Raw genomic sequence first — 15820 nt, 5'->3', positions numbered from 1 at the left:
CGCTGCGCGCGAGGTTATTTTTTTATTCTACAGTTTTCTTTTTCTTTTTAAATTTGCTGAGTACTTCATAAACAATTGGAACGATAAGAAGAGTTAATAATGTTGAACTTGTTAATCCACCAATTACTGTTACTCCAAGGCCTTTAGAAATTAATCCACTGCCCTCAAATCCTAGTGCAAGTGGGATAAGGGCACCAATTGTTGCGATTGCGGTCATTAGAATTGGGCGTAAGCGTGTTGCGCCAGCTTCTAACAATGCTTCGCGTGTTGATAGGCCTTCACGCTCTTTATGAATAACACGGTCGATGAGGACAATCGCATTCGTTACGACGATACCGATTAACATAAGGGCACCAATCATTGCTGATACGCTTAATGTCTCACCAGAGATTAATAAGGCAACAAGAGCACCGATAATTGTAAATGGTAGCGAGAATAAAATTGCGAGTGGTGCAAGGGCACCGCCAAATGTAATGACAAGAACGAAGTATACAATGGCAATCGCAGCCAACATCGCTAACCCAAGTTGTTGGAATGATTCTTGGATATCTTTTGTAACACCACCCATAGAAACATCTACACCAGAAGGTAGGTCCATTTTATCTACTTCTTTCTGAACAGCAGCGGATGCTTTCGAAACATCATCGGATGTTAATTTTGCACTTACTGCTGCATAAACACGACCATCACGACGTGTTACTGTGTTGGAAGTTTCACCTTCTTTTACAGTCATAACATCTTTAACAGCAACTTCATTACCAAGTGGTGTTGTAATTTTACGATTTGTTAAATCATCAATGGTTTCATAATTTTGTTTTTCTGCTTCTACATATACGTTAATATCTTTACCATCTTTTTTAATGGTTGTAAGAACAGGACGATCATGTTGATTAGAAAGTCCCATTCCAATCTGTGCAGCAGTTAAACCCATTTTACTTAGTTTTTCTTGATCTGCGACTAATGTGTATTCTGCATATGTTTTTGCAATACTAGAGTCGATATCTTTTAAGTCTTTATTCTTTTTCATGATATTTTGAATATCTTTAACGACAGGTTTGATGTCTTCTGAGCTATCTCCGTATACGTATAGCTTAATTTCATTGCTACCGCCACTAGCCCCGAAGTCTTGGCTTTTCCATTCGCCTTTTCCAGCCATTTTTTGTAGGTCTTTAATGACTTGTTCTTTCTCTTTTTCGAAGTTTTTCGTGTCATTATCATACTGAACGAAGAACATGGCTTGATTTTTCTTACCTGGACTCATTGGGTTTTCCCCACCTAATGAGAACTGAATTGTTTTTACATCTTTTTTATCTTGGAAGTGTTTTTCTGCTTTTGTTGTTATTTTTTCAATGTCTTCCAATGTTTGCCCTGGTTCAGGGTTATATGTCGCAATAATCATTTTCTCTTCTTCAGATGGTAAGAAACTTACACCAATAATTGGTACAAGTGCAAGACTGCCTACTAATAAAAGAACAGCGATGCTAGATGTAATGATTTTATGGTTTAATGCCCAATCAAGCAGGCGTTTATAGCCATTTGCTAATTTACTTGGTTTTTCTTCATGATGGACTTGTTTTTCTTTCATGCTTTCCTTTTTGAATAAAGAATGAGCTAACATTGGTACAATTGTAACAGCTACAAGTAACGAAGCTAACAAGGCAAAGACAATTGTTAAAGCGAACGGTAGGAACATTTCACCGATCATACCTTTTACAAGTCCAAGTGGTAAAAAGACAGCGATTGTTACGATTGTGGAAGACATAATTGGAATAAACATTTCTTTTGTTGCTTCACGAATTAAATCTTTTCCTCGTAACTTCTCTTCTGATAAAGACATACGTCTATAAATATTTTCAATAACAACAATTGAATCATCGACAACGCGCCCGATAGCGACCGTCATTGCCCCAAGCGTCATAACATTGAGTGTAATACCCATTTGTTTTATTACTAAAACAGCAATCAATAAAGAAAGTGGTATGGAAATGACAGAAATTAACGTTGTTCGAATGTTTCGTAGGAACAACATAATAATGACAATGGCGAAGATGGCACCAAACATTGCCTTGCTAAGCATTGTATCAACTGATTTCTCAATCGGTGCGCCTTGGTCAAATGTTGAGATGATTTCTAGATTTTTATATTTCTTTTCAAAATCTTTTACTTTATCTTTGACTGCATTTACGACATCCACCGTATTTGCATCAGCAGCTTTAACGATTTGAATGCCGATTGCTTCTTTCCCATTTGTACGAGAAATAGATTCAGCTTTCCCTACTTCTTTAATATCAGCGATTTCATCTAATGTAACAGTTGGGATTCCGCCAGCTAAAGCTGGATTCATCTGAGGTGCTTGTGCTTGGGAACCTGCTCCTGCTCCAGCGTTGCCTTGGCCACTTGCTGCTGAAGGAACAACAGGAATCTTCATTTCTTTTAAAGCTTTGAGCGTTGTAATATTACCATCTACAACAACTGATTTCTCCGTATCTTTAAATGTATATAGGCCAAGTGGTAAGGATACGTCAGAACCTTTAATCATATTTTTAACAGTATCTTCACTTAAACCTAATTCTTTCATCTTATCTTTTTTGAAGACAAGTTGTACCTCATCTACTTGTTGTCCAGCAATTTGAACAGATGCAACACCATCAAGTCCTTTTAATCCTGGAACGATATTTTTTTCAACTTTTTCAGTTAAGGCAGCTAAAGATTCATCTTTACTCGCCACGCTTAATGAAATAACAGGAAAGGCATTAAAGTTTACTCGAGAAACTTTTGGGTCCTTCACGCCTTCTGGTAATTTCACATTTGCAAGTGCTTCTTTAATTTCAGTTTCAGCTTTTTCCATGTTCTTATCAAAGTCATATTCTACTTGAATAGAAGAGGCATTTTGATAAGAGGAAGAACTTACAACGCTAACTCCACTCAAATTTTGCAGTTGTTCTTCCATCGGTTTCGATATCTTATCTGCTACTTCTGCTGGTGTAGCACCAGGATAAACCGTCGTTACCGTTACAACAGGTGTTGTAATGTCAGGAATTGTTTCTAACTTCATATTAAGACCAGAATAAATTCCTGCAATGGTAACAATAATGGTTAATAGCCAAACTGCGAACTTGTTTTTTAACGAAAAGTTAATAATTTTGTTCATGTTTGCGCTCCCTTTTACAATATATATTGACCGACTGGTCAGTCTAATACATAATATAACTGACTGATTGGTCAGTCGTCAATAAAAAAGTGTTATAATAAAATTAATTTGAAATTTTATGATGCAGGATAAACTTAGGAGAGAAAATATGAAAGAAAAAGAACGTTTAATTATCGAAATGGCAATGAAGTTATTTGCGAATAAAGGTGTGAACGCAACATCGGTACAAGAGATTGTAACAGCTTGTGGCATATCAAAAGGAGCATTTTATTTATATTTCAAGTCGAAAGATGAATTATTATTAGCGATACTTCGATATTATTATGACAAAATCCAAAAGAAGATGATGGTTATTGATGGAGAATCGTTACTACCACGTGAAAAGTTTGAAAAAAAATTATACTGTCAATTTAATGATGTGCAAAAACATAAGGAATTCATTATTATGCATGCACGGGAAAATGCAATTCCATTCAATAAAGAAGTAGAAGCATTTATGATGAAAATGAAGTTAGAATCACATGCATTTTACCGAAATAGTTTACTATCTATTTATGGTGAAAAAGTTATTCCATATTTATTAGATCTTGTAATTATGGTAGAGGGAATATGCGGAGGATATTTAGAACTAATAATTTTAAATACAATAGAGATTAATTTATCCCATGTTTCTACATTTATTCTAAAGAGAATAGATGATCTTGTAGAAGGACTTGTGAACTCTTCCGATGTACCTGTTTTACATGAAGAAAAGTTAGGACAACTTTTTTGTAGTTCAGAGCTTATTAAAGAGCAAGCAAAGGAACATTTTTTACAAGAGATTATTACGTTCAAACGCACGCTAGCAGATCAATTAGAAAATGATGAATTGTTAGTTACACTAGATGTTTTGGAAGCTGAAATGAGGTTACCAAGTCCAAGGATTCCAGTTATTCAAGGGATGCTAGCAAATTTAAAATCTTATAATGATTTGAAGGATTTTCGGTTTAGGTTAGCAGGGTACTATCATATAAAAGTTATATAAGATGGATATATATCCATAATAAGAAAAAGGTGGATCGTAGTGGATCCACCTTTTTTATTAGTTACTAGATTGTGCCCATTCTTCCACGTTCCAAACTTTTGTTATCCAATCTTCATAGAAATCTGGTTCATGACATACAAGAAGAATTGTTCCTTTATATGCTTTTAAAGCCTTTTTTAACTCTTCTTTGGCCGTAACATCAAGGTGATTTGTCGGCTCATCGAATAGTATCCAGTTGCTTTCTTCACCCATTAATTTACATAGGCGGACTTTTGCTTGCTCTCCACCACTTAATTGACTTAATGGACGAGAAATGTGCTCGTTTTTCAAACCACATCGTGCTAACATTGCACGAACTTGGTGCTGATCTAAATGTGGGAATGTATTCCATACATCGTCGATTGGTGTTAAGTTCTCAGCTTTTACTTCTTGTTCAAAGTATGCTGGTTCTAAGAAATCACCAAGGATTGTTTTCCCGCTTAACGGTTTAATCTTACCTAGAATCGTTTTTAATAATGTTGATTTACCAACACCATTACATCCAACAATTGCAATTTTTTCACCGCGTTCAATTGTCATTGTTAGCTTAGGTAGTAATGGATGTGTATAGCCAATTTCTACGTCTTCACCTTCAAAGACAAAGCGGCTACTTGCACGACATTCTTTGAAAGAGAACTCTGGTTTAATCGCTGTTTCTGGACGATCAATACGTTCCATACGATCAAGCTGTTTTTGACGACTTTTTGCACGACCTGTTGTTGAATAGCGCGCTTTATTTTTTGAAATGAAGTCTTCTTGTTTTTTAATGAATTCTTGCTGCTTTTGATAAGCATTCAAATGTTGATTTTTATTCATTTCAGCTAGCTCTAAAAATTTCTCATATGTCGCTGTGTAACGTGTCATTTTTGAAAATTCTAGATGGAAGATCACATCAACACATTTGTTCATAAATTCCGTATCATGAGAAATTAAAAGGAATGCATGTGGATACTCTTTTAAATAGTTTGTTAACCACTGAATATGTTCAACGTCTAAATAGTTGGTAGGCTCATCTAGTAATAGTACTTCTGGTTGCTCAAGTAATAGTTTTGCAAGCAATACTTTTGTACGTTGTCCACCACTTAATGCAGAAACATCACGGTCTAAACCAATTGCATCAATTCCAAGACCACGTGCTGCTTCTTCAATTTTAATATCTAGTAAGTAGAAGCCGCCTGCTTCAAGCGCATCTTGTATTTCTGCCATTTGGTCTAGAAGTTCTTCTAATTCTTCTGGCGTAGCCGTACCCATTTTTTCTGTAATGATATTCAATTCTTTTTCTTTCTCGAATAAAGGTAAGAAGGCATCTGTTAAGACGTCACGAATTGTTCTTCCAGCTGTTAAAATTGTATGTTGATCTAAATATCCGTAATGTGTACCAGGTGTCCATTCTACACGCCCGTCGTCATGAATAAGTTGTCCAGTAATAATATTCATAAATGTTGATTTACCAACGCCATTTGCACCTACTAAACCAACATGTTCTCCAGCTAATAAACGTAATGATACGTCTTTAAATAATGTGCGGTCACCAAATGTATGACCTAAGTTTTCGACTGTTAATAAGCTCATAATGTCCTCCGTCCATTTCAAAATAGTATCTTGAATCATGATACTAAATTCTCGGGTATAATGCTATCCTTTCGAAATGTATATTTTTACAAGAAAAGGGTTGCGTATTTTTGGAAAAGGAATATAATGTAATTGAACACTGGTTAATTAAATGGAGAGGTATAAGAAATGTCGCCAAGAAGAGCAGTTAAACAAGAGTTAACAAGAGAAATGATTATAAATGCAGCGAGAGATTTATTTATAAAACAAGGATATCAGCACACTTCAATGCGTAAGATTGCAGCAGAACTAGGATATAGTCATGGCTCAATTTATTATCATTTTAAAAATAAAGCAGAGCTTTTTTATGAAATGGTTGAACAAGATTTTCAATTATTAAATCAAAAATTAGATGAGATCATTGATCAAAAATTACCAAGAGAAGAACAATTAAAAGCAGTTTTATTTGGATTTATTGAATTTGGTCTACAAAATCAAAGTCATTATGAAATCATGTTTTTAATTAAGGATGACGAATTAAAAGAGTGTTTAGCAGATGGGCCGAATGTTAGTTATGAGAAGTTTGCTACTGTTGTATCTTCTTTATGTAATGGAAGTATACATGTCATGACAATATGGTCTGTTTTTTTATCATTACATGGATTTGTGGCACATTATTGTGGAAGTGGTCAAATATTTGAAGACGTACAAGAATTAGCTAAAACACATGTGGATTTTATTGCAAAATCGCTTCTTATGTAAGTGATTTTCTTTTTAATATTAATTGAACACTGGTTAATTAAAAGGGGGATACTATGATGAAAAAGGCTTTAGTATTGGGTGCATCTGGGGCAATGGGATATGCAATTACAAAGGAGTTATGTAATCAAGGAATTGATGTGGTCGCTTTTGCGAGAAATAGGAAGAGACTAGAAAATTTGTTTTGTGAGGAAGAAAACATACAAATAGTAGCAGGGGATATATTTAAGCAAGCGGATGTAATGGATGCTGCTAAAGATGTTGATGTCATCTTTCATGCTGTAAATATACCGTATACAGATTGGGAAATAAAACAGCCGAAGTTATTACAGAATGTACTAGACGTAACAAAACACTATGGTGTGAAATTAGCAATAGTAGATAATATTTATGCGTATGGAAGACAAAACCGAGAGAAGATAACAGAAGAGGCTGAAAAGAATCCACACACAAAGAAGGGGAAAATCCGTTTAAATCTTGAATTGATGGCAAAGCAAGCTGGTGTATCGGTACTCATTGCCCATTTTCCAGATTTTTATGGGCCAAATGCGGAAAGTACGCTTATTCACCATACGTTGCAAAATGTTCTGGCAAATAAAGCATCTAGTTTTGTAGGGGATAAGGGGCTTGCAAGGGAGTATATTTACACACCAGATGGAGCGAAAGCTATTGTTAAATTGGCATTACGTGATGATGCATATGGACAGAATTGGAATGTACCCGGTTGTGGTGTGATTACAGGAGAAGAGTTGATTCAACATATAAGGGAATTAACAGGATATACAAAATCGGTAATGACTGTGAAAAAAGGGATGATCAGGTTAATAGGCTTATTTGATAAGCAGATGAAGGAATTTGTGGAGATGTTATATTTAACAGAGGAACCAGTTGTACTGAGCGGTGAAAAATATGAGAGGTATATTGGAGAGGTACCGAAAACTTCGTATTATAATGGATTAAAGGAAACGATTTTGCATATGAAGAGAAATGGTATGTAGAGAGAGAGTCTGAACATATTTTTATTATAGTAAGAAAGTTACTTCTACATCAGGTAGAAGTAACTTTCTTGATATTAAGCCTTTTGTTTCACTTCACTGACTTTCTTCTCAGCTACAATAAAATGTGGTCTACGTTTTGTCTCGTAGTAGATACGTCCAATATACTCACCAATGACACCTAGGAAAATGAGCTGGATACCACCGATGAATAATATAGCGGAAATTAAAGTGAAGTACCCAGGTACATCAATTCCACTGATGATAATTTGTATAAATGTAGTGATTACATATAAAATCCCGACAAGTGTGGTTAGTAATCCAAGGTATATAGATAGGCGTAATGGTTTATTATTAAAGGAAATAACGCCATCTATTCCGTAATTTAATAGTTTTGAAAAAGTCCACTTACTTTCTCCATCAGGGCGTAGCACATTTTCATATTCGATAATTAGCTCTTTAAACCCGATCCATGAAAATAAGCCCTTTGAGAAGCGATTGTATTCACTTAAAGATAGTAATGCATCAACGACTTGTCTACTTAAAAGTCTAAAATCACCGATGCCATCCACTAATTCAATATCAACAAACTTATTCATAACTTTGTAGTATAAACGAGAGATGACAGAACGTACAGGCGAATCACCTGTTCGCGTTCTTTTTGCAATAACTTGGTCGTAACCTTCGTTATATCCTTCTAACATTTCTTTTATTAGTGTAGGAGGATGCTGTAAATCGGCGTCCATAATAACAACTGCATCACCTGTAGCGTATTTTAAACCAGCTAACATAGCGGCTTCTTTGCCGAAGTTTCGACTAAATGATATATAGTGAACAGCTGAATCTGAATTTGCCAAATCGCGTAGAATATCTAATGTACTGTCTTTACTGCCATCATTGACAAAAATAAATTCATAATTGGTAGTTAATTTATGAATTTCAAGAGAAGCCTCTGAGTAAAAAGCTCGAAGTACTTTTTCTTCATTGTAACAGGGTACTACTATTGAAAAAACCATCTTTGAACCCCCTTGTTTGTAATGGTTTATAGCAGTGATATAAATAGTGTGTCTTGTTATATTAGGTTCTGCCTTATGATTAGATAAAGGGAGAACATAAATTTGTTTCATGCGCGTTTATTTTTTCTGAAAAAACATAAGTCTTGTATCTCTATTTTTATTTTCGGAAAATAGTAAAGTTAGGCAGATGATTAATGAAATGATAGATATAACCATACCCAATTTGAAGTAAGGTGTGACATAATTCATTTCAATTACATGAGCCCCTTTTTGAATTGGAACACCGATAAATGCAGAGTTTGCCTTAGTAAACTCTGTCTCTTTCCCATCTACCTTTATAGTCCAGCCTTTACTATATGGTACTGATAGGTATAGTAATCCATCTTTGTTCGAGTTAACTTCACCTTTTAAATAGTTATTCTTATAAGAAATATTTTGGAGTCTATTTTCAGTTAATTTTTTTGTCTTTTCTTGGATATTTTCATAATTCACAATGTTTGCTTGTAAGTCTTTTAACTCATATTCACCTGGTCCAGGAATTGCATCACGAATAGAAATAGTTAATTCGTTAGGGTAATCATTTTTCCCTAAATTGTAAACGAATCTTTCCAATGGATATGAATATATACCAGTGTCAGTTCCTTTATACATATCTTTTCCATTAACAGTGGCATGGAAGGAACCTTTATTTTTAATTTTTAATTCCACAATCAAGTCTCCTGGAATATTAGGAGGATCAATAGGTACTATTATACGTCCATCGTCATGAACAGTAAGCATATTGTTATTTTTTTCGATATTTTCGAACTTCATTTGCTCTCTTTTAATAGGTACCGGTTTAGAATCAAGTGTTTTTGTATCAAAGTGAGTTAATGAAAAATCCTTAATATTATCAACGACTACAGCATCTAATAATAGCTGATCCCTTTGAGAAAAGTTTAATTTAGAAAACTCCTCATCACTTATACATGATTGGTATACATATCCTAGTGGTAACGCATATTCGTTTTTGTAAATATTATAAGGACCTACTTGTTTTAATAGTTTATAGCCATAAGGAATGTTTGTCTGATCAGTATCTACACTTAATACGTAATATTTTACACCTAACATGTTTTCAAGAAATAGTCGATGATCTAATTGGAAGAACATAGAAGGCGTATCGATTCCTTGAAAGACATTATATTTATTTTTCATAAAGTCATGAACATTAAAATTAATTAAGCTATGATAGGCACTTGTACCATGATATCCCTGAAGCATCGGTGTATTACGAATGCTATTTGGGTTAATAATGCGATAAAAGTCTTTATCATGATCTTGTATATAACGAATAGCAGCAATTTCATCTTTATTATCATATCCAGATGCATGTAGGGATTCCTTTGTAACATTTCGCTGTCCAAAAGCTTTGCTAAGTACATCTTCAGCATACATGTAATTGATGAAGATTATATTAACAAGGACATTTATCACAATTAAAAACTGTATGAAAATTTTAGATAAATAGCGCCATAGACATATTGTAAGAATAGAAATTAAGATGACACTTATCAACATGTTGTCAACTTCGTTCAAAGGTTGCTCGTTTATGTTTACTTTTCTGCTGAATGCATAGATGAATAAGCCAGTAGCTAATATCGTGCTTATTACATATGTAATTTTGTTCTCTTTTTTATGAAGGAACATCCAATCTAAAATGTATGCAACTGCTTGGGCAACCACAAACGCAAATAAATAAAACCAGCGATATTGCATGGCGGAAAAGCCATTAAATACAGAATATGTATACGGGAGCATGTAAAGGACAAGCATAAAGAATGTAAATAATACCTTATTCAATACTAATTTATCACGTATAAATAGTCCGACCCCAATTAAGAATAAAATCAAGACAGGAAAAGCTAGTTGATAGTATTCCGCATTATTTATGAAGAAAATACTTTCCATTAAATTTTTATAAAATGTATCTTCAAAGAATAAAGGAATATCAAATTTCTTTGATAACCTATCGGCACTAAATACAGCATTTACAGACGGAAGGAAGCAAACAGCTGCTAGACCAAGCGATAATCCGTATAAAAAGGCAATCTTAATATAATAAGTCAGAAAAGATACTATAGTTTTATTTTGCTGTGTAGCAAAGTATTGAAAAAATGCATACATATAAATGAAAATACTTGTTATAAAAGCAAAGTAAAAGTTTGATGCTAGCATGAAAGCAGTAGCAAATAAGAAAAGCCCTTTTTTTCTTTCTAGAATATATCTATCGAGCCCCCAGATTACTAATGGTAGAAAAACGATAGCATCTGCCATGAAATCCCAAAGCAGAGAGTGACGAATAAAAGTAATACAGCCGCCGTATATAACAGCAGCAATAAAAGATGAAAATACTGTTTTATTGTGATAACGCAAAGAGCCATACATAAAGAGCATTGCCAAAAAGCTTTTTAAAATACTCATGTATAATTTCAAATCATAAATTTGTTCAATATTTAATTTTGGGAGAAGTAATGTAATCCAAAAGAATGGGGCCGTACTATAGTAATAGCTGAATTCACCGAATAAATCTCCGCCTAATCCATAGTCCCAAGACCAAAAGAAATTCCCATCTTTAAATGCATGTTGCAGGAGAAAAGTAAAAAAACCAAATTGGGATAATGCATCCCCTGAACTAGAGAATATTTGATCTGATGTTAAAAAGAAGTAATGAAAAACAAAAGCACATAATAGTAATAATGGAACGATAATAAGAGTGCTTCTGTTGAAAAAGGTCTTATTATTGTGCTCTAAATCCATGAAATTCGTAAACCTCCTCTAAATAAGTAGTTGCGTATCCTATACAAATTATGTAAAAGCATACCGTTGATGAAAAGGTGTGTTTTTTAGTTTTAGATATAAAAAAATACATTTTCCCCTTTATCGTATATATTTTACAATCATTGGTTTACATGGATTGCTCGTCTCTCAGTATAATCATTCCAAAAAAGTAAGTCAATTTAGCTTAGAAGGTAAAAGAACTTTTACGGATAGCTTATCTTACGCGTATTTTTTTGTTGCTGCAATTTGAGCCGTAAATAGCGAAATGAATTACAAGTTATAAAAAAGCTCCAAGTTCTTTTTCACAGTAATGAATGCGAAAAAGAACTTGAAGCTTAAGCTTTTTTACTAGCTAACTTTTTATTTACAAATCCTAAAATTAATCCACGTATTTGCGGATCGATTGCGAGACCAATAATACCGTATAATATACCCGTGAGCGTTAAAGCAACTAGTGGTGGTAGGCTGATTAATACCGTACGATAAATACCGTAACTAATTACAAATGCTATGGTATTAAATATAATCCCTTTAAATAATAGTTGGAATCCTTTATGAACAAATAAAGTAAACCCTAATAATAAAGTAACTTCTGTAAGGACGGCAGCAACAGCAGCACCCATCATTCCGAATTTGCTACCTAATACGATATAGCTGATTACGGCAACAACTAAACCAATTGTCATTGTTGTCGTACGTTTCCACTGTTGGCCAATCGTTGTTAAATTGTCAGCAAGTGGATAGTTGATGGATTGCAAAATAACCATAAAGGCTAAAATAGCAAGAGCATTACCTGCTGGTGCATATTTTTCTCCTAATAAAGTAACAATCCAAAAGCTTGGATCAGCGATAAATGGAATAGAAATTCCCATTCCTAAGAAAGACATAAGCTTTAATTCAAAATGTGATAATTTTCTATGCTCATCAATATTTTTTTCATTTCCAAAAGCGAATAGTTTTGGGTAAAAGGCAGCTGCAATTACACCAGGTATTTGATAAAGTACTGCTGGGATTTTCGATGCAGCTCCAAAGAATCCAACTTGCTTTAATGTTGAAACCTTCTCTAATATAATTGGACCTAATTGCGGTAAGAGCATAATGATGATTCCATTGATTGTGAAAACAAGTAATTGATCTAAAATCCCTCTATCCCAACCTTTATGAATGGTTGTATAGCGGATTACCATTATAAATGCGATAAGTCCTGTTACAAGGCTGGATATCCCATACATGGCTGCAACCATCATAAGTGACCATTTAAAGGACATTCCTAGTAAAAGAGCGGCGGCAGCTGTTAAACCTTGTAATACAGAGATGATAGCAGAGAATTGCATACGTTCTGTTACTTGGAAGTAAGCCATTCCGACGCCTTGTAAAGTTGCTCCGAACATTGTTGGTAACACGACCCAATATACCATTGCACGTAAATAAGCATCGGTATAGAAAAACTGTGCAAAAATAGCAAAGAGTACAGAAATCACGACAGCTAATACTAAACGGACGCGTAAATAGCTACTTATTAATTCGCTAATACTAGCACCTTGTTTCGTTCCTTCGCGCATAAAGGTATGTGTTAAACCTGCATCTGTAAAATAACAGATAACAGCTGAAACAGCTAATGCGGTTGTAAACATACCATAATCTGTTGGCGAAACATATCTCGCAAAGAGAATCGTAGCAATAGCGAGTACAAATTTAACGATAATATTTCCTACAAAGAGATAGGAAGCGTTTTTAAGGATTTTATTTGTTTTCATCGAAAATACCTTTCTATTCTTCAGGACATAGCTCGTCCTATTTGTAAGAGCGATTTATTTACAAAAAAGAATGTTTAGAATCATATTTTTTGTTTAAGAAAACATAAATTTAATTCGAACGAACCAAAGCATTGCATATAATTTTTTGCTTCGTTTTCCGTTTTTAGAATAAATCTTACGGCAATATGTCTTTAAATCTTTTTTAATTAAGTTAATCTGTGATTTGTCTAATTTTGAATTCTCTTTAATATAGATACAGGCATTATTAATTACTGTATATGGAAATAGATAGGTCTCAAGAATTTGGATAAGCTCTTCAGAATCTGTTGTTATCAAATTTTGAGATTTCTGATGAACCCAGTCTTTCATCCGATGGAATACTTCTAATTCCTTTGTTGTTTTTAATTCATAATCTTTATATTTAGAAGAAAGATTTCCTTCTGATAAGATTCGATAATATGTTAAGTATTCATCTACGTAGCATACTTGTGTTACACTCATCAGTTTAAATAAGAATTCTAAGTCTTCTCCCCAACTGCAACCAGGTGTAAAGCGAATATCATGGTCCATGACAATAGAGCGTTTAAAAATCCATGTGCTTGTTTGCGCAACAACTTGATGTGTTAAGAAAGCCTTTGTCATATCGCCTTTAATAAAGTTTGTTGTATGCTCAACTTTTTCTCCATTTTCTTCGTAGAAGTTCATATAGCCACAGTAACAAGCATTCATACTGTTTTTATGCATGCTTTCAACTTGTTTTTCTATTTTGCTTGGATGCCATAAATCATCACTATCAAGAAAGGCAACATACTCACCATTAGCGTGTTCAATTCCTGTATTACGAGCAACAGATACACCTTGATTTTTCTGATGAACGTATTTCACTTGCTCCGGATATTTTTTCTGAAGTTCTTTTACAATAAAAGGTGATTGATCTTTACTTCCATCATCTACAATTACAATTTCAATGTTTTTATATGTTTGATCTAATATCGATTGCATCGTTTCCTCAATATATTTCTCCGCATTATACAACGGGATAACAACAGAAACGAGTTGTTTTTGGTCCATCATAGAATTTTATCTCCTCTAGTTTTTTATGTTTTGTATCATATATACAAGCCTTTTTTAAAGGACGACGATTACAAGAACATCTGTATAAGTTTACCGCATATAAACTTTGTAAATCAACTTTCTATCATAATTCTTCTCATGAAAAAATATGGAAGTTATATAATAAAATAGGTTATAATAAGAAGATATATGTAAATATTTCCAACCAAAATAATAAATCTAACAATAAATAGATTATATAAAAAGGGAGGAAAGCCTGAAATGTCACATAAGTATATTCAAATGTATAAATGGATTTTATTGAGCATCATCTTAGTTATCGGTCTAGTATTTCGGCTAATGACCTTAAATACATATGGTGTGGATTTAACACTTGGTAGTGATGATTTAATGTATCAAAAAAATGCAGTTAATCTATTAGAAACGGGTATGTTAACTTATCATGATCCGACAAAACCAACTATCCATATTATGCCGGGACAAGTATTTTTGTTAGCGGGTATATTCTTTATATTTGGACACGGTAGCTTAGGTGTTTTATGTGCAAAATTAGTCATGATAGCTTTTGGTATCTTAAGTATCTATATGGCTTATAAGATTGGTACATATATTTTAAATCCAGCAGTGGGGTTAATTGCTGCATTGCTATTAGCGTTATACCCTCCCGAAGTGGTAGTGGAGAATTTAACATTAACTGAAAGTCCATTTTTATTTCTTTCACTTGGATTGTTATACTGGAGTTTAAAATTAGCAGATACCCATTCAATGAAAGATTTCTATATTGTTTTATTATTCTACTTTGTAACGTTATATTTCAGAGTACAAATCGCTTTATATCCAATTCTTCTATTTGTATATCTTTTAATGAAACGCTATCCATTCCGCCTTATGATAAAACAGGCCCTTATTAGTGTAATGCTATTATTTGTTGTGCTTGGGCCTTGGTGGGCACGTAATTATATTCAATTTCACAAGTTTATTCCACTTACAGCAGGTGCAGGGAATCCGTTATTACTTGGTACATATCAAGGGGAAGGATATCCAGGTGGAAAGAGCATGGAGGAAATTGATGCAGAGATTCATGCGAAGTATCCAAATATAGAAGCACATGAATTGATGGAAAAGCAACAAGAAATAGCGATGGACCGTATTAAGGAATGGTGGCATACAGATAAACGCTCAATGATAAAAAGTTATTTAGTTTTAAAGCCACAAATTTTCTGGGAAAAGGCATTCTATTATCCAGGCACTTCAATAAGTATTTTTAATATATCCGGAGAGGATATGAAGAATATTTATGAACTAATCAAGACTGGCTTCATAGTTTGCTCCATACTGGCATTTACTTTGTTCTGGAGAAGATGGAGAGAGTATTCATTCTTATGGATGATTGTTTTATTCCAAACTTACTTTAATTGTTTATACTTTGCATATGAGCGTTATACGTTACCATTGATGCCAATGTTATTTATAATGATAGGGGCAGGGATTGTGGCAACTGTAATGAAAGTAAGTAAACTCTTGTTTAAAAAAGAGATAGTTTTGAAAGGCTAATAGAAGAAGTGCCTTGATTCCTTCGCGGAAAATCAAGGCGCTTTTTCTATTATATTAAATTTGTTAAAAGTAAAATGGAT

Annotated in this window: 10 protein-coding genes; 4 read left to right on the top strand and 6 right to left on the bottom strand. The window is 33.7% G+C overall.

Translation table 11 applies throughout. From position 1 onward, the window contains the following. Positions 1-22 precede the first annotated feature (22 nt). Complete coding sequence (locus COO03_RS00160) at positions 23-3151, bottom strand: efflux RND transporter permease subunit (protein WP_097894467.1); 3129 nt, start codon at positions 3149-3151, stop codon at positions 23-25. Positions 3152-3299: 148 nt separating this feature from the next. Between COO03_RS00160 and COO03_RS00155 the strand changes: the two genes are divergently transcribed. Further along, positions 3300-4175: a TetR/AcrR family transcriptional regulator gene (locus COO03_RS00155; protein ID WP_097894466.1), complete on the top strand. Its 876-nt coding sequence runs from the start codon at positions 3300-3302 to the stop codon at positions 4173-4175. 57 nt (positions 4176-4232) lie between these two features. On the opposite strand, the gene COO03_RS00150 is transcribed toward COO03_RS00155, so the two are convergent. Beyond that, a complete protein-coding gene (locus COO03_RS00150; protein ID WP_097894465.1) occupies positions 4233-5825 on the bottom strand; it encodes an ABC-F family ATP-binding cassette domain-containing protein in 1593 nt (530 codons plus the stop codon). A 129-nt stretch (positions 5826-5954) separates the two neighbouring features. On the opposite strand from COO03_RS00150, the gene COO03_RS00145 reads away from it, so the two are divergent. Continuing rightward, on the top strand, positions 5955-6527 hold the full coding sequence (locus tag COO03_RS00145) for a TetR/AcrR family transcriptional regulator (RefSeq protein WP_097894464.1): 573 nt from the start codon (positions 5955-5957) through the stop codon (positions 6525-6527). 56 nt (positions 6528-6583) lie between these two features. After that, the gene (locus COO03_RS00140; RefSeq protein ID WP_097894463.1) at positions 6584-7522 is read left to right on the top strand and encodes an SDR family NAD(P)-dependent oxidoreductase; all 939 of its coding nucleotides are present in this window, start codon (positions 6584-6586) and stop codon (positions 7520-7522) included. Between the two features lie 74 nt (positions 7523-7596). Here the strand turns inward: COO03_RS00140 and COO03_RS00135 are convergent, their stop codons facing one another. The 4 genes from COO03_RS00135 to COO03_RS00120 form a co-directional block, all read right to left on the bottom strand. Next, positions 7597-8535 (bottom strand): glycosyltransferase family 2 protein, encoded by a 939-nt coding sequence (locus tag COO03_RS00135; protein ID WP_097894462.1) that lies wholly within the window; start codon positions 8533-8535, stop codon positions 7597-7599. A gap of 117 nt (positions 8536-8652) precedes the next feature. After that, positions 8653-11334, bottom strand: coding sequence for a YfhO family protein (locus tag COO03_RS00130; RefSeq protein ID WP_097894461.1), 2682 nt, complete (start codon positions 11332-11334; stop codon positions 8653-8655). Between the two features lie 356 nt (positions 11335-11690). After that, positions 11691-13112 carry an oligosaccharide flippase family protein gene (locus COO03_RS00125; RefSeq protein WP_097894460.1) on the bottom strand — a complete coding sequence of 474 codons (1422 nt, stop codon included), beginning with the start codon at positions 13110-13112 and terminating at the stop codon, positions 11691-11693. A gap of 93 nt (positions 13113-13205) precedes the next feature. After that, positions 13206-14186, bottom strand: a complete 981-nt coding sequence (locus COO03_RS00120; protein WP_097894459.1) for a glycosyltransferase family 2 protein — start codon at positions 14184-14186, stop codon at positions 13206-13208. 261 nt (positions 14187-14447) lie between these two features. Between COO03_RS00120 and COO03_RS00115 the strand changes: the two genes are divergently transcribed. Continuing rightward, positions 14448-15740 carry a glycosyltransferase family 39 protein gene (locus COO03_RS00115; RefSeq protein ID WP_097894458.1) on the top strand — a complete coding sequence of 431 codons (1293 nt, stop codon included), beginning with the start codon at positions 14448-14450 and terminating at the stop codon, positions 15738-15740. Positions 15741-15820: the final 80 nt, after the last annotated feature.

It is taken from the genome of Bacillus sp. AFS098217, from assembly GCF_002551815.1.
Lineage (GTDB): Bacteria > Bacillota > Bacilli > Bacillales > Bacillaceae_G > Bacillus_A.
The sequence above is the reverse complement of the archived record's forward strand: the minus strand, read 5'-3'. Positions and strand labels throughout refer to the sequence as shown.